The organism is Acinetobacter sp. NIPH 542 (assembly GCF_000369825.1).
Classification (GTDB): Bacteria; Pseudomonadota; Gammaproteobacteria; order Pseudomonadales; family Moraxellaceae; genus Acinetobacter; species Acinetobacter oleivorans.
The window spans coordinates 259,540-274,918 of the sequence record NZ_KB850205.1 but is presented as its reverse complement, the minus strand read 5'-3'; the positions used below and the strand labels follow the sequence as shown (position 1 = coordinate 274,918).

Genomic DNA, 15,379 nt, shown 5'->3' with positions numbered 1-15,379 from the left:
TATAGCCAGAGTTTCACATAAATCTAATTTATCATTTTTATAAATTAGAAAACTTTTTGGAATAAATAATAATTCCTTTGAGACACCACAAATTTAATAAATCGTTTTTGCTAATGATTATCATTTGCATAATCAATTTTTAATCTTATACTCACATCTCTATACTAAAAATATCAAAGCGGCTAAAGAGAATGATCATGGCTAATATTCAAAAATTCGTTATAAATAATCAACGTACCTTAAAGAAAACCTTCAGCTATTACATTATGCATATTAGTGTAGCAATGATAGTTGCATACTTTGTAACAGGTAATATCTGGATGGCTTTAACCTTAAGTATGCTCGAACCAACCGTACAAGCATTTGCTTTTTTCTTCCATGAAAAAGTTTGGGCAGCTAAAGATCGCCGCGTATCAGCCTTAGCCGAAAAAGAAACAATGGCTTAGGCTAAGATTAGTGCGGTAATTCACAACTTTCTCACTCGTTTTGCTGCAAGCATGATACGATTTTGGCTCGGCAACTTTAGCCCCTCGATTTTTCTATTCCAAGTTGAGTTGTATTATGAATCTTGCAGCCTTTGAAGCTTTTGTAAAAGTTATGGAAACAGGGTCTATCTCTGTGGCAGCAGATCAATTATTTATTACTCAACCTGCTGTTACCAAACGAATTCACAGCTTAGAAGAATATTTTGGTGTAAAACTATTTGAGTCCGCAGGCCGAGGTGTACAGGCAACTCATGCTGCACATTCATTATTACCAAAAGTTAAAAACTGGCTAAATGAGCTGGGTGATATTCACCATACGCTTAGCCATGAACAAACTCAGGTACAAGGCCGCTTAAAAGTCGGTACGAGTCACCATATTGGCTTGCATCATTTACCGTCCCCACTTAAACACTTTGTTCAACAATTTCCGCAGGTTACTTTAGATGTGCATTTTGTTGATTCAGAACAAGCTCATGAACAAGTACTGGCTGGTGATTTGGAGTTAGCATTCTTAACACTTCCTCCTTCAGGTGATGAGCGTCTTAACTACATTACAATCTGGAATGATCCTTTAGTTTTTGTTGCTGCGCCATTTCACCCATTAGCACAAAAGAAGAATCTCACCTTACAAGATTTAATTGAATATCCAAGCCTATTGCCCGCTGCACAAACTTACACCGCCCAAATCACATTAGCCGAGTTTGAAAAACAAGGGCTTAAACCAAAAATCACTATGAGTAATAACCCTCTTGAGTCTATTCGCATGTTGGTGTCGATTGGTTTAGGTTGGTCAGTACTACCAAAAACTCTACTGAATCAAGATATGCAGCAACTTGATTTAGATGTAGAAATGAATCGCCAATTAGGCATGGTGTGGCATCCTGCACGTACGCAATCTAGAGCTATGCAAGAACTCATTAAAATGATGCAGGAATAAGGAGTGATTGAATTAACGACTATATTTTTTAAAAAGGATATAAATTAAAACAGCAAAAGGTAGTAGTAAAAACAGAACGCCCCAACCAAAGAAAATTGCGGCAACGACAATGCCAATCAAAGTACCTGAAAATAACAGAAAAACAATGTAAATAAAAAGCTCACCAAGAACTGTGAGGAAACCATTAATCAGTTCTTCACCCATTTGTTCAAAAAATTTACCTCTACGGGTTTTCTTTTCTTCGGCCTCATTCTGATTATCCATCATATCCTCACTCATCATCATGACCGATTTCAATCGCCCTTGCTCTGAATGCTGCAAAAGCGATTCAAATCTTGAGGAATATCATGCCTGTGGAATTGACCAGTCCTGAATATCCCAATTATTTTTTTGAGCCAGTTTTTCAAGGCGATCATCAGGATTTACTGCAATTGCATGCGTTGCATATTCAAGTAAAAAACGATCATTGATTGAATCGGAATACGCCCAAGACTCAGATACGCTACGTCCTTCCAACCAATCATCTAGACGTGCAAGTTTGCCCTTTTGGTAACACGCCAAACCAGCAACTTTACCTGTATATTTCCCCTCAGCAACTTCAGCATTGGTTGCCAAAATTTCTGTAATTCCAAATTCACGGAAAATTGGTGCAGTAATAAAATCACTTGTTGCCGTAATACCCACAATTGTATGACCTAAGTCCTGATGTTTTTTGATTGCATCAAAACCCTTAGGACGCATTTGTGGGCGAATCACTTTTTGCATGAACAACTGGTGAAGTTCAGTTAAATAATTATTGTCGTGCTTTGTTAAAAATCCAAAGACAAATTCATTATAAGCATATGGGTCAAGTTGTCCTGCTTTGTAATCTTCATAAAATTTATCATTCATCTGACGATGATGAACCGGATCAACCAAACCTTCATTGACTAAAAATTCACCCCACGAGTGATCTGAATCGGTATTTAACAAGGTATGGTCTAAATCAAACAACGCCAGTTTCATGAAAATTCTCGTTTAAACTGAAATTTAAGAAAAAAAATGTAAATCTATCTCCGCTAGTCGATAGAAATTCGTTAAGATCGTAGCAATTTAAACATTTTACTTTGATCTTTTCGAGCTGGACATAAAAAAGTGTTTGTCCCCGCGATTAAAGTCAACGATATAGACAATATTTAGGTAGCCAAATGATCGACTCAGAAGGTTTCCGACCGAATGTCGGGATCATTTTGGCAAACGATGATGGACAGGTTTTATGGGCAAAGCGCATTGGTCACAATGCTTGGCAATTTCCACAAGGAGGCATTCAGTTTGGAGAAACTCCTGAACAGGCACTTTTTCGAGAACTGAGAGAAGAAATCGGCTTATTGCCCGAACATGTCCAGATTATTGCGCAAACCAAAGGATGGCTGCGTTATCGTTTGCCACATCGGTACATTCGGTCAGACTCTGACCCCGTATGTATCGGACAGAAACAAAAATGGTTTTTACTGAAATTAACTGCACATGCAAAAAATATTCAGTTAAACCTCTCAGACCCACCCGAATTCGATGAATGGCAGTGGGTTAGCTATTGGTATCCTCTTGGACAAGTGGTGAACTTCAAGCGTGATGTTTATCGCAAAGCCATGGTGGAGTTGTGTACACAGTTGCCGATGCAACAATTACCCTAAAAATCATTTATCTAGCAAATGATTTTTATTAAAAGTGCTGTTATAAATACATTCATAGTCTAAAAAAATACTGGAGTATACATCCATGTCAAACATGCAACTCGACACTTTACGGCGCATTGTCCAAGAGGTTAATGCGTCCGTCAGTTTGCATGAATCGTTAGACATCATGGTCAATCAGGTTGCTGAAGCCATGAAAGTGGATGTTTGCTCTATTTATTTACTCGATGAACGCAACCAGCGCTATGTTTTGATGGCCTCTAAAGGCTTAAATCCAGAATCTGTGGGCCATGTTTCACTTCAACTCGGTGAAGGCTTGGTCGGTCTGGTTGGGCAACGTGAAGAAATTGTTAACCTTGACAACGCACCAAAGCATGAGCGTTTCTTGTATTTACCTGAAACGGGCGAAGAAATTTATAACTCATTCCTTGGCGTACCTGTCATGTATCGCCGTAAGGTTATGGGCGTTTTGGTTGTACAAAACAAACTTCCTCAAGATTTTAGCGAAGCAGCCGAGTCATTTTTAGTCACTCTGTGTGCTCAGCTTTCTGGGGTTATTGCTCACGCTCACGCAGTTGGAAATATTGACGTATTTCGTAAACCAAGTAATGGCCCTGCCTATAAAACCTTTCAAGGTGCTTCAGGTGCAGGCGGTGTTGCTTTAGGTCGCGCTATTATTTTATATCCACCTGCCGATTTAGCCTCAGTACCTGACCGTGAAGCAGAAGATATTAGTCATGAACTTCGACTTCTAGATCAAGCCATTTCATCAGTTCGTTCAGAGATTCGTTCTTTAGATGAAAAAATGCATGATTCATTAATGGCAGAAGAACGCGCTTTATTTAGTGTTTTCTTAAGAATGCTAGATGAAAATGCATTGCCAGCCGAAATTAAAGAACTTATTCGTGACGGGCATTGGGCACAAGGTGCAGTACGCCGTGTGATTGAAAAACATACTGCCCTATTTGCACAAATGGAAGACGACTATCTTCGTGAGCGAGTTTCTGATCTTAAAGATTTAGGCCGACGTATTTTAGCTTCGTTGCAAGAAGAAGATTCTAGCCACCGTGAACTGAGCCCAGACAGTATTTTAATTGGTGAAGAAATTAGTACTGCGGCACTCGTAGAGCTGCCAGTAGACAATATTGCAGCAATTGTGACATCAGAAGGTGCAGCCAATTCACATATGGTGATTGTGGCTCGTGCATTAGGTATTCCAACCGTAGTTGGTGTAACCGAACTGCCTGTTAACACACTTGATGATGCGGAAATGATTGTGGATGCCTATCAGGGCCGTGTTTTTGTTAATCCGCCACGTCGTTTACGCCAACGTTATAAAGAAATTCAAAAAGAAGATGAACAGATCGCAAAAGATCTCAAACAATACGAGACCAAGGAAGCGATTACGCCAGATGGTGTATCTGTTCAGCTTTATGTGAATACAGGTCTCATGATTGATGTCGTCCGCGGAGTACAACGTGGCGCGCAAGGTGTGGGTCTATACCGAAGCGAAATTCCATTCATGTTACGGGAACGCTTCCCAGGTGAAGAAGAACAACGTGCCATTTATCGTCAACAATTAAGCCACTTCGCCAACAAACCTGTGGTGATGCGAACTCTCGATATTGGTGCCGATAAAGACTTACCGTATTTCAGTATCGAAGAAGAAAACTCAGCATTAGGCTGGCGTGGTATTCGTTTCACGCTTGATCATCCTGAGATTTTCTCGTCACAAATTCGCGCCATGCTCAAAGCTAGTATTGGTCTAAATAATTTGCATATTTTATTGCCAATGGTGACTACAGTAAGTGAAGTCGAAGAAGTACTTTATTTACTTGAGCGTGACTGGATTGCGGTGCAAGAAGAAGAGCAAGTTAAAATTACCAAGCCTAAAATTGGAATTATGGTTGAGGTGCCAAGCGTATTGCTACAAATTGATGAGTTTGCTGAACTCGTCGATTTCTTCTCAGTCGGTTCAAATGACTTAACCCAATACTTACTCGCGGTTGATCGTAATAATCCACATGTAGCAAACGTTTACTCGCATTTCCACCCATCCATTTTACGTGCTTTATCTCGCTTGGTTAAAGAATGCCATGACCACAAAAAACCAATCAGTATTTGTGGTGAAATGGCAGGTGATCCATTATCGGCAATTTTACTTATGGCGATGGGCTTTAATACCCTTTCGATGAGTTCAAGTAATATTTTGCGAGTACGAAAAGCAATTTGTCATGTACCTATGACAGATGCACAAAAATTACTTGATGATGTTATGAAAATGAATAACCCACTCATTGTGAAAAGCTGGCTTGAGTACTATTTTAAAACTCACGGCCTAGCCGACATGGTCAAATCAAATCGAATCGTAAATGTTTAATATTTAAAAAAGGAGAGCCATGCTCTCCTTTTTTCTTTCAAATAACCTAATAAAACTAAATATAAAATTTTTTTTCACTCTCGCTGATACCCTACTTTTTAAACCAAACTTCAATCGGTTTTTTAAATCAATATTGACAATTTAATCCATTTGAAAAATAAATCCTCTACTTCTACTATATTTAAAGAGCGTTATTCAAAGATCTTAAGTTGTTCCAGCAATTGAAGAGGTAATTCTATGCATCATTATTTTCAAACTTCATCTTATTTTTCCTCTTGTTTTTTAACCTTCATACAGTAAATTGGAGGAATAACAACTAAAGGAATCTGATGCATTATTAAATTAAAAATAATGAGCCGAAATCTTGGTGAAAAGACTTTTTAAACGGTTTCTCTCATCATTTGCTCACTCATTTCTTTATTTGATAAACATGAGTTTTTAAACCAGAAGTCCAGGAAAATGAGCCCTACTACTTTATCAAGAGCTCAATAATTATTACCCAGAGAGAATATAATCATGTCAGACGAATCAAAATGCCCTTTTTCAGGACATAACTCAAAACCCCAAGTAACGATCGGTGGTGGCACGCCTAGTTTACACTGGTGGCCAAAACAACTACGCGTCGACCTACTCAATCAACATTCAGAACGTTCTAATCCACTCGGTAAAGATTTTAATTATCGTCAAGAATTTAAAAAACTCGACTACTACACCCTCAAAGCTGATATCAAAAATGTATTAACCGATTCTCAAGATTGGTGGCCAGCCGATTGGGGAAATTATACAGGCTTATTTATTCGTTTAGCATGGCATGCTGCCGGCACATATCGTATGGGCGATGGCCGTGGTGGTGCTGGTCGCGGTCAGCAACGTTTTGCGCCATTAAATAGTTGGCCTGACAATGCGAGCTTAGATAAAGCACGCCGTTTGCTATGGCCAGTTAAACAAAAATACGGTCAAAAAATATCGTGGGCAGATTTATTTATTCTTGCCGGTAACATTGCGCTTGAGTCTTCTGGCTTCCGTACCTTTGGTTTTGGTGCGGGTCGTGAAGACGTTTGGGAACCAGACAACGATGTAAACTGGGGCGATGAAAAAGAATGGTTAGCTCATCGAAACTCTGAAGCATTGGAAGGCAGCAATCTAGCTGCAACCGAAATGGGGCTAATTTATGTAAACCCTGAAGGTCCACAAGCCAGTGGTGATCCAAAATCAGCTGCACCGTTCATTCGTGCGACTTTCGGCAACATGGCAATGGATGACGAAGAAATTGTTGCATTGATTGCAGGTGGTCATACTTTAGGTAAAACTCACGGGGCTGCCTCTGCCGACCATGTTCAGGCTGATCCTGAAGGTGCACCAATTGAACAAATGGGCTTTGGCTGGTCAAATAGCTTTGGCACAGGTGTTGGTAAAGACGCAATCACTTCTGGCTTAGAAGTCATTTGGTCACAAACGCCAACACAATGGAGTAATTACTTCTTTGAAAACCTATTCAAATATGAGTGGGTACAAGAACGCTCACCTGCTGGCGCAATTCAATGGGTAGCAGCAGATGCTGAAGCGATCATTCCTGATCCATTCGATCCATCAATTAAACGTAAGCCAACAATGCTGACTACAGATTTGACCTTACGTTTTGATCCTGAGTTTGAAAAAATCTCTCGTCGCTTCCATAACGATCCACAAGCCTTCGCCAATGCTTTTGCCCGCGCATGGTTCAAATTAACTCATCGCGATATGGGACCAAAAGCACGTTATCTAGGTCCTGAAGTTCCAGCTGAAGATTTAATTTGGCAAGATCCACTACCTGTAGCTAGTGCTGTACCATCGGCTGCCAGCATTGCTGATGCAAAAGCAAAAATTGTTGCACTAGGACTATCTGCTGGTGAGTTGGTTTCTCTTGGTTGGGCTTCAGCGTCAACTTTCCGTGGTGGAGACAAGCGTGGTGGAGCAAACGGCGCACGTATTGCCTTATCACCGCAACGTGATTGGGAAGTAAACAAAAAAGCTGTTGAAACTTTAACTAAAATTGAAGAAATCAAAGCCTCAACTCAACTGTCATTAGCTGATCTAATTGTGCTAGCAGGTAACGTTGGTGTAGAGCAAGCTGCTCAAGCGGCAGGTTTCAACATTAGCGTTCCATTTGCCTCTGGTCGTGTTGATGCATTACAAAGCCAAACTGATGTCGAATCTTTCCAATTACTCCGCGGTCTTGCCGATGGTTTTAGAAACTGGAAAAAAGAGGGCGTCAATGCAGCAACTGAAGCATTATTAATTGATAAAGCACAGCAACTGACTTTGACTGCACCTGAGTTAACCGCATTGGTTGGTGGTTTACGTGTTCTAGGCACTAACTGGGATGGTTCGCAACACGGCGTATTCACTCAGCAGGTTGGTGTACTCAGCACAGACTTCTTCACGAATTTACTCGACATGTCTACTGTATGGGCACCTGTTGATTCAACAAGCGAAGTATTTGAAGGCAAAGACCGCAAAACAGGCACCGTAAAATTTACTGCAACACGTAATGATTTAGTGTTTGGTTCAAACTCAATTTTGCGTGCACTGGTGGAAGTTTATGCTCAGGCCGATGGTAAAGAAAAATTTGTTCAAGACTTTGTAGCAGCATGGACTAAAGTCACGAATCTTGATCGTTTTGACTTAGCTTAATTTAAGTCAGAATCATAAAAGCCAGTTCAAATTGAACTGGCTTTTTTAATTAAATATAAAATGATGTACTTTTATACAGTCAATTTATGCCCTTCTCGAATGCAATAAAAAGGATTCGCAAGTTTCGATGAAGCTTTAATTGCTTGAGCTAGCGCATGTTCAGGATCTTCTCGGTCTTCGTCGGTCAACTGAAAAGTTCGATAATGAATCGCAACAGAACGATGAGCTTGCAAATCTAAATGTGCATGCACAGCATCTTGAGGATTCATATGAACATAACTCATTAACTTGCGAGGCTCATAAGCTCCGATCGGAAGCAAAGCAACACGTGGTGCGCCATAACGAGCATGAATTTGCTTAAAATGCCCCGCATAACCCGTATCACCAGCAAAGAAACAATGCCCTGTTTTAGCTACAACCGAAAAGCCACCCCAGAGTGCTTTATTCTGGTCACGTAGGCCACGACCAGAGCCATGCTGTGCAGGTGTATAGATTATTCTTAGTTCGTGATAGGGAATTTCTTGCCACCAATCCATCTCAATCACATGAAACTCTTTGGGTAGGTAAAAGCCATTCCCGAGTCCAGTATAAATCGGCATTGCGAATTTTTTATGTAGCCATTCAAGCGTAGCCAAATCCATATGATCATAATGATTATGGCTGAGTAGAACACCATGAATCGTCGGCAATTGCTCTAATGCAAAACCTGCTGGACACACACGGCGAGGTCCACGACCCTGTGAAGGGCTTGCATAATCACACCATACGGGATCGGTAATAAAGTTATAAGGCCCAATCTGAATCAATACCGTTGCATGTCCAACAAACCAAACTTGCCAATCATCTAAATCCGCCTGAGGACGATTTTGAGGCAAGGCCACAGCCGTATTTACACGAGTATCGTATTCATTTTGAATATCAACTTTCCATGTAAAAGACTCACGTGTAACTAACCAACGTAATAGCTCTTTTGAGCCTCTAGCTGGTGATTTAGGCTGTTGGTTATAAAAACGTGTATCAGATTCACGCCCTGACTCGGGATGATAAAAAGGAGGTTTTATCCATGTATGCGTCCAACAGGACTGAGTCGGCAATTGATATGTTAATGTCGGCTTGTCTTTCATGGGCTTTTCTATGTTTTAGCATCGGCAGAATGGATGTGTTCAGGTTTCTATCTTAACAATTAAAACAAATTAAGCTATGGCACTTACACTTATTTATCATATAAATATCCCTTTTATTGTGGTCATAGCCAACATAAGTTGAATTAGATTGCCATAAAAAATACATAGATGTGTTGGGTTTATGCGTCGATAATTACCATTCTTATTAAGAGTGCTTGTATAACATAACAATAATTAGTCACGTGAAATTGGGGGGAGTTACTTGGTTTTGCCTTAGTAAACTCTACTTTTCCAACTTCAAATGTTTTGCCAGATTACAGAACAAAATATTTAGTAACACTTAAAGCCAATTCATTCTTAAAGAATTTATATTTTATAATATCATTTTATATTTCTTCATTTTTGCATATTATGAGAATCACCTATACTAATATTTAAAACATTTAAATATTTCTTTGATTAAGTAAAAATAATGTATTTAAACGACCCTAATTAATATATTTTATGAATTACTTGAACTTAGATTTATATATTAAATGTTTAATGAAAATGAAAATTCCATTTATTTTATAAATACCTAAATCACCTTCACGCTATATCCCTTTATGCTTTATACTTCACATAAATCATAGTAAGACATTTTTTGGATTAGTCTTATGGAACTACGCCATCTCCGATATTTCATTACCGTTGCTGAAGAATTAAATTTTAGTAAAGCCGCCCTTAAACTTTTTACCGCACAACCCTCCCTTAGCCAACAGATTAAAGATTTAGAAGAAGATGTTGGTGTACGACTTTTAAATCGCACTAAACGTAAAGTTGAATTAACCGAAGAAGGTGAAGTCTTTTTAGAACATGCTCGCCTCACCCTTGCTCAAGCTGAAAAAGCAGTTGCTCTGGCACGACAGGTTTCTAAGGCTAAACAGCAGCTACTCCGTATCGGTTTTGTTCCCATTGCAGAAATGAAAATTTTTCCTTACGTTCTTCCTAATCTGCGATTACAACACCCCGATCTCATCATTGAACTATCTAATCTAAACAATACTGAACAACTTAAATCCTTAAAAAAAGGTGAGTTAGACATTACCTTTACTCGAGAAAATACAGATAGTGATGAGATCCAAAGCCAATTTGTTTTGACTGAACCCTTGATTTTTTTACTTCCTAAAAATCATCCACTTACTCAATATGAACGAATTCCCGTCCATGCTTTACAGGGCGTTGACTTTATTATTCCTGCTGCTGAGCAGTCACAAACATTACATAACACAATTTTAGATTTTGCCAAAACTCACAATATTGACCTCAATATTGTTCAAAAAGCAGACAGCATGTTGTTTAATATTAACTCTCTTGGCTCTGGATTAGGTTGTACAATTTTACCTGCTTACGTTGCACCTTTAGGCATCAAAAATACAGTAGTCCGCCCCCTTGATGTCGAGTTACCGACATTAGATTTATTCGTAAATTACCGTAGAAATTCACAGTCTTTAGGGGTTAAAAAATTTATTGATCAACTCACTAAAGTATTTCATCTGGATAAAAACTTAACTCACACCTAATCAGAAAAGCTATATTTTATTTTAAGCCTATGATTGATAAGGACACCTTTATAAAAGGTATAAGTAAATAATATTTTTTATTTATTTTATACTTTTTATAAACAGTTTAGCCCGCGCTTTTGTTCTATTTTACCTACTCGGTAAAAGTAAATATCTCTTAAATACAATTTAAAAACTTGGAATAAAATCCATATAAAACTAGATATTATTTTCACCATTTAATAAAAAATAATATATTTACCATTTGGTAAAAGGAGGTTAGGAAAATGGTTGCAGTATTTCAACATCTTGGACGTAGTGTACTAAACCGCCCTCATTTCTTTATTGCTTTATTTATAGGATTTATCACAGCAAGTATTCTGACATGGTTCACCTCATGGAAATGGTCAACTATTTTATTAGTCAGCTGGAATACTTCGATTAGTATATATTTACTACATGTTTGGCAGCTCATGAAAAGTGCTGATCATTCTCAAATGCAGCAGCAAGCAAAAAAACAAGATGAAAGCAAATGGGTCATTATGCTGATTGTTCTATTGGCTTTAACCATGTGCCTAGTTGCTATTTTAATACAGCTCTCACAGCTTCCTTCCGATCATGCTGCAAAGTTAGGTCATGTGGCTTTAGCTTTACTCACCATTGTTTCTGCATGGCTTTTTATGCATACCGTTTTTGCTCTACATTATGCCCATGATTTTTATATGGCTTTATCTAGAAATGAAGAAAATGGTGGTCTAGATTTTCCGGGAACAAAACAGCCCACTTATCCTGATTTTCTATATTTTAGTTATATTATTGGGACTTCTGCCCAAACTGCCGATGTTTCGATTACCACCAAACACATGCGTCTTTTAAACTTATTTCACGCTGTGTTGTCTTTTGGGTTTAATACCACCATTTTAGCGATCTGTATTAACGTTGCTGCTGGCTTTCTTACTAACTAAAAACTTGTATTTAGGAAATAAAAAGTCACCCAAATGGGTGACTCTGAACAGCAGAGGTTTACAACAATGAGCCCATCGAGCTTTGTTTTAAGCCTTCACGTTGTTTGATAGTTTCAACATAACGCGTAATAGCAGGATGAGATTCAATCGCTCCCATTTTCAATTGCCATAACAGCATTGCTCCAACGCTTACATCTGCGGCGGTAAATTGTTCGCCACACACATACGGATTGGCTTCACTAAGCCCTTGCACTAAAGCTTGGTAGGCATCGTTGTAATCACCATAACCCACAAACATTTTTTGCTCAGGCGACACATCTATTCCGAGAGCTTTATCAACACCCGCAGCTTCCCATGGACCTGCCATCAAAAATAACCAGCGATAGTACAAACCGCGTTTAGGATCATCTAATGCAGGAGCTAAGCCTTTATCGAAAAATTTATCAGCAAGATAAGCACAGATTGCACCTAGCTCATAAATCACGACATCACCATCTACCAATACTGGCACTTTTCCAAAAGGATTAATTTTTAGATATTCTGGTGTTTTCATTTCAGTCTTGTATTCGACTTCAATACGTTCACACTCAACATCTAATTCGACTAAAAGCCAGTCGACCACAACACCACGTGATTCTTTGTTAGTATAAAGTTTAAGGCTCATTTTTATGGCTCCTTGTTTATCGTGGAACCTAGTCTACAAAACCTCTTTGTCAGTTTTTGTCAGTAGTCTTCGACTCTTGTGCCCACCACTGCTCAAATAGTTTTTGCTTAAATGATGGATATAATTCTTGGCTTAAACTCAACTGTTGAATACGATCAAGTCTAAAATGTCTAAAATCCTGCCTGAGTTCACACCATGCAGCCAATAAAATTTTGTCATTAAAATATCCCAAGGCAAACGGCCACAAGGTTCGGACACTACTTCGTTGCTGCTCATCATGATAATGCAGCGAAATTTTAACTTGCTGCCGAATGGCTAAACGCACCTGTTCGACTCGACTTTCATCTACAGGCAGCCACGTATTAAACGCTCTTAAAGTCGTTTGCTGTAATAAATATTGCCGATGCTCAGGCAAAACAGAATTCAATTTAGCTAATACAGATGTAGATGCCGATTGTAACGATTGATCTGGCACACTCTTCAACCAATACAATGCCAAAAAAATAGCTTCGACTTCATTTTCATTGAGTGTCATTGGTGGGAGTACAATATCTTCTTTAAGCTGAAAACCTATACCTGCCGATGCCTCAATTGCTACACCCTGCTCACGTAAGCTATCGATATCGCGATAGATACTTCGGACACTAATTCCCATACGTTCAGCGAGAACTTGTGCAGTGATTGGATAACGGGCTTCACGAAGTTGTTGTAAAAGATTTAATAGACGAATAGAACGACTCATTTTTCTCTTCTTATTGTTATTAGACATACAATAAGAGGGAATAAATTCCCCCTTCTTATATTATTCTAAATTATGCAACATCTACCGTAGATAACTTTGCATACTCTCTTAAAAAGTTGTGCAACTCAGGTACATCTTTAGCAATCGTTAAAGGCTGGAACTGTTGTAGAACTTCGATCGAATGCACTCCATAGCCCACACCAATTCGTGGCATGTTTAACCGCTGAGCCATCTCAAGATCATAGCTACTATCACCAATCATTACTGCACGCTCAACACTCACTCCAGTGACTGTTAAGATTTCTTGCAACATGAGTGGATCTGGTTTCGATCGAGTTTCATTGGCTGCTCGAGTCACATCAAAAAGATGAGTACTCTGCGTTTTTGCGATTACACGATCTAGCCCACGACGGTTTTTACCTGTTGCGACTGCAAGTTTTAAACCTTGCGCTTTTAAATCATGTAAAAGCTCAGCAATACCATCGAACCATGCATCATTTGTAGAGTTTGCAATATAGTGATCGCCATATGCTTTTAAAATTGAGTCATGTAACTCAGGTGCTTCTGGAAATAGGGTTTGCATAACTTCGGGCAAGCCCAAACCAATAATACTTTTTGCTGCTTCATCTGTTAAAGGCAATTCATGCTGCTCTGCGGCATGTTGCAAGCTAGCAACAATCTGTCCAACAGAGTTATATAAAGTCCCATCCCAGTCGAAAATAACTAATTCGGTTTTTAGACTCATTTTGCCACTCTCAAAGCCTTTAATAACTGGGTCATGTCTTCTGGTAAAGGTGCTTCAATCGGTGGATAACCTGGAATATCTAAACGCATCGCATGTAAACATAGACGACGTGCTTCAGGGCCAGTGTACTCCGTCGTGTGTCCATATTTATCGTCACCAATCAAAGGGTGTCCAATGCTTAAACCGTGCACACGAATCTGATGAGTACGGCCAGATAAAGGTGATGCATGAACCAGAGTCGCATTTTTAAAGCGCTCTGCTACAACCCATTCGGTTTTACTTGGTTTACCATCTTTAGTCACACGTACACGACGCTCGCCATTTGCCAGCTCATATCTCAATAAAGGTGCATCAATCAGCTGTTTATCTAAGCTCACTTGACCTTTAACAATCGCGGCATAGGTTTTACGAATTTTGTGCTCACGCAACATATCTTGTAGTTGTTTTAAAGTGCTACGTTTTTTACTAATCATGACCAGACCAGAAGTATCACGGTCAATACGATGAATCAGTTCTAAATATTTTTTGCCTGTCGCTGCACGTAGTGCCTCAATCAAACCATATGCCATACCACTACCACCATGGACAGCAATACCTGAAGGTTTATTTACAACTAACAAACCTTCATCTTCATAGACCACACGGCTTAATAGACCTTGTGCCACACTATCACTGACAGGAGCAGCTGTTTCGTCTTTTTGTTCGTAACGAATTGGAGCAACACGAATCTGATCACCAATCTCAAGTTTAGTCTCAGCTTTAACACGTTTTTTATTTACTCGAACCTGACTTTCACGAATCAAACGATAAATACGACTTTTAGGTACACCTTTTAAACGCGAGAACAGGAAATTATCAATTCGCTGTCCTGCTTGATGTTCATCCACCTCAAACCAAGTGACACTTTGCCATTGCTGTGTAGAATTCATACTAATATTTAAACCTGAAATTTTGCTAAATTTGATTAATAAATGACCGTTTAGCTTAGTTTTTTCACAAGAAATCTAAGCTTAGCCCATAGGCAGATGCTGCAAGGTTTGATATAGTCAGCGCACGGATACCGCCGTAAGTGAACATCTAATAGGGAATTTCCCTGATTGAAACCTCAATCAAAATGATGCTTTCACCATCAGCTCGGATAGGTCCTAAAGAATTATGCCGACGCCGAAGGCTTATTATATCGGCAAAATGACAAACTGTTGCGTTTAATTCAGTTTGTTCAAAAAAATATGTTACCAACTCTAGTTGGTTATGGAACGTAAACTGATACACATCAGACAAATCGCTCCTTAATGTTGCCTTCAGGCTAAAGCGTTGATGCATTGGAACTGCCGAAAGCACCGATACGATGAACATTCCGTATCAAACTTCCAAAAAGAAGTCACTTCGCGCTCAATGACAGTGAAAGTCATTAACCAATGTACCGCTCACCCGCCAGTGAAGCACTAAG

At 39.2% G+C, this 15,379-nt stretch carries 14 protein-coding genes; 7 read left to right on the top strand and 7 right to left on the bottom strand.

Annotated features, from left to right (window positions below):
• Positions 1 to 191: 191 nt before the first annotated feature.
• The gene (locus tag F886_RS04630) at positions 192 to 446 is read left to right on the top strand and encodes a DUF2061 domain-containing protein (protein ID WP_171067765.1); all 255 of its coding nucleotides are present in this window, start codon (positions 192 to 194) and stop codon (positions 444 to 446) included.
• 115 nt (positions 447 to 561) lie between these two features.
• On the top strand, positions 562 to 1,422 hold the full coding sequence (locus F886_RS04625) for a LysR family transcriptional regulator (protein WP_005302044.1): 861 nt from the start codon (positions 562 to 564) through the stop codon (positions 1,420 to 1,422).
• Between the two features lie 12 nt (positions 1,423 to 1,434).
• On the opposite strand, the gene F886_RS04620 is transcribed toward F886_RS04625, so the two are convergent.
• The gene (locus F886_RS04620) at positions 1,435 to 1,686 is read right to left on the bottom strand and encodes a hypothetical protein (RefSeq protein WP_005302041.1); all 252 of its coding nucleotides are present in this window, start codon (positions 1,684 to 1,686) and stop codon (positions 1,435 to 1,437) included.
• Positions 1,687 to 1,767: 81 nt separating this feature from the next.
• Positions 1,768 to 2,427: an HAD family hydrolase gene (locus F886_RS04615; protein ID WP_005302039.1), complete on the bottom strand. Its 660-nt coding sequence runs from the start codon at positions 2,425 to 2,427 to the stop codon at positions 1,768 to 1,770.
• A gap of 182 nt (positions 2,428 to 2,609) precedes the next feature.
• Here F886_RS04615 and F886_RS04610 point away from each other — a divergent pair, with 182 nt between their 5' ends.
• The 3 genes from F886_RS04610 (at position 2,610) to katG (ending at position 8,148) form a co-directional block, all read left to right on the top strand.
• Positions 2,610 to 3,095 (top strand): RNA pyrophosphohydrolase, encoded by a 486-nt coding sequence (locus tag F886_RS04610; protein WP_004794866.1) that lies wholly within the window; start codon positions 2,610 to 2,612, stop codon positions 3,093 to 3,095.
• An 85-nt stretch (positions 3,096 to 3,180) separates the two neighbouring features.
• Positions 3,181 to 5,475 carry a phosphoenolpyruvate--protein phosphotransferase gene (gene ptsP, locus F886_RS04605; protein ID WP_004794867.1) on the top strand — a complete coding sequence of 765 codons (2,295 nt, stop codon included), beginning with the start codon at positions 3,181 to 3,183 and terminating at the stop codon, positions 5,473 to 5,475.
• A 516-nt stretch (positions 5,476 to 5,991) separates the two neighbouring features.
• Entirely contained in the window at positions 5,992 to 8,148 is a 2,157-nt protein-coding gene (gene katG / locus F886_RS04600) for a catalase/peroxidase HPI (RefSeq protein ID WP_005302035.1), read from the top strand.
• 71 nt (positions 8,149 to 8,219) lie between these two features.
• Here katG and F886_RS04595 read toward each other — a convergent pair whose 3' ends face one another.
• Positions 8,220 to 9,272, bottom strand: a complete 1,053-nt coding sequence (locus tag F886_RS04595) for an MBL fold metallo-hydrolase (RefSeq protein WP_005302032.1) — start codon at positions 9,270 to 9,272, stop codon at positions 8,220 to 8,222.
• Between the two features lie 656 nt (positions 9,273 to 9,928).
• Here F886_RS04595 and hcaR point away from each other — a divergent pair.
• Positions 9,929 to 10,834, top strand: coding sequence for a DNA-binding transcriptional regulator HcaR (gene hcaR / locus F886_RS04590; protein ID WP_005302028.1), 906 nt, complete (start codon positions 9,929 to 9,931; stop codon positions 10,832 to 10,834).
• A gap of 266 nt (positions 10,835 to 11,100) precedes the next feature.
• Entirely contained in the window at positions 11,101 to 11,778 is a 678-nt protein-coding gene (locus F886_RS04585; RefSeq protein WP_005302023.1) for a DUF1345 domain-containing protein, read from the top strand.
• Positions 11,779 to 11,836: 58 nt separating this feature from the next.
• On the opposite strand, the gene F886_RS04580 is transcribed toward F886_RS04585, so the two are convergent.
• The 4 genes from F886_RS04580 to F886_RS04565 all read right to left on the bottom strand — a co-directional run bounded on the left by F886_RS04580 (position 11,837) and on the right by F886_RS04565 (position 14,858).
• Positions 11,837 to 12,442 carry a glutathione S-transferase family protein gene (locus tag F886_RS04580; RefSeq protein WP_005302020.1) on the bottom strand — a complete coding sequence of 202 codons (606 nt, stop codon included), beginning with the start codon at positions 12,440 to 12,442 and terminating at the stop codon, positions 11,837 to 11,839.
• Positions 12,443 to 12,491: 49 nt separating this feature from the next.
• On the bottom strand, positions 12,492 to 13,184 hold the full coding sequence (locus F886_RS04575; RefSeq protein WP_005302016.1) for a helix-turn-helix transcriptional regulator: 693 nt from the start codon (positions 13,182 to 13,184) through the stop codon (positions 12,492 to 12,494).
• Positions 13,185 to 13,254: 70 nt separating this feature from the next.
• Complete coding sequence (locus tag F886_RS04570; protein ID WP_005302013.1) at positions 13,255 to 13,929, bottom strand: HAD-IA family hydrolase; 675 nt, start codon at positions 13,927 to 13,929, stop codon at positions 13,255 to 13,257.
• Complete coding sequence (locus F886_RS04565; protein ID WP_004794885.1) at positions 13,926 to 14,858, bottom strand: RluA family pseudouridine synthase; 933 nt, start codon at positions 14,856 to 14,858, stop codon at positions 13,926 to 13,928. Before F886_RS04565 ends, F886_RS04570 begins: the two co-directional genes overlap by 4 nt.
• Between the last annotated feature and the right edge of the window lie 521 nt (positions 14,859 to 15,379).

What these genes read in the sequence shown, in the direction of transcription:
- F886_RS04595 (WP_005302032.1), bottom strand. Translation starts at nt 9,272, where the DNA reads ATGAAAGACAAGCCGACATTAACATATCAATTGCCGACTCAGTCCTGT.
- F886_RS04580 (WP_005302020.1), bottom strand. Translation starts at nt 12,442, where the DNA reads ATGAGCCTTAAACTTTATACTAACAAAGAATCACGTGGTGTTGTGGTC.
- F886_RS04610 (WP_004794866.1), top strand. Translation starts at nt 2,610, where the DNA reads ATGATCGACTCAGAAGGTTTCCGACCGAATGTCGGGATCATTTTGGCA.
- hcaR (WP_005302028.1), top strand. Translation starts at nt 9,929, where the DNA reads ATGGAACTACGCCATCTCCGATATTTCATTACCGTTGCTGAAGAATTA.
- F886_RS04575 (WP_005302016.1), bottom strand. Translation starts at nt 13,184, where the DNA reads ATGAGTCGTTCTATTCGTCTATTAAATCTTTTACAACAACTTCGTGAA.
- F886_RS04585 (WP_005302023.1), top strand. Translation starts at nt 11,101, where the DNA reads ATGGTTGCAGTATTTCAACATCTTGGACGTAGTGTACTAAACCGCCCT.
- F886_RS04620 (WP_005302041.1), bottom strand. Translation starts at nt 1,686, where the DNA reads ATGGATAATCAGAATGAGGCCGAAGAAAAGAAAACCCGTAGAGGTAAA.
- F886_RS04565 (WP_004794885.1), bottom strand. Translation starts at nt 14,858, where the DNA reads ATGAATTCTACACAGCAATGGCAAAGTGTCACTTGGTTTGAGGTGGAT.
- F886_RS04615 (WP_005302039.1), bottom strand. Translation starts at nt 2,427, where the DNA reads ATGAAACTGGCGTTGTTTGATTTAGACCATACCTTGTTAAATACCGAT.
- ptsP (WP_004794867.1), top strand. Translation starts at nt 3,181, where the DNA reads ATGTCAAACATGCAACTCGACACTTTACGGCGCATTGTCCAAGAGGTT.
- F886_RS04570 (WP_005302013.1), bottom strand. Translation starts at nt 13,929, where the DNA reads ATGAGTCTAAAAACCGAATTAGTTATTTTCGACTGGGATGGGACTTTA.
- F886_RS04630 (WP_171067765.1), top strand. Translation starts at nt 192, where the DNA reads ATGATCATGGCTAATATTCAAAAATTCGTTATAAATAATCAACGTACC.
- F886_RS04625 (WP_005302044.1), top strand. Translation starts at nt 562, where the DNA reads ATGAATCTTGCAGCCTTTGAAGCTTTTGTAAAAGTTATGGAAACAGGG.
- katG (WP_005302035.1), top strand. Translation starts at nt 5,992, where the DNA reads ATGTCAGACGAATCAAAATGCCCTTTTTCAGGACATAACTCAAAACCC.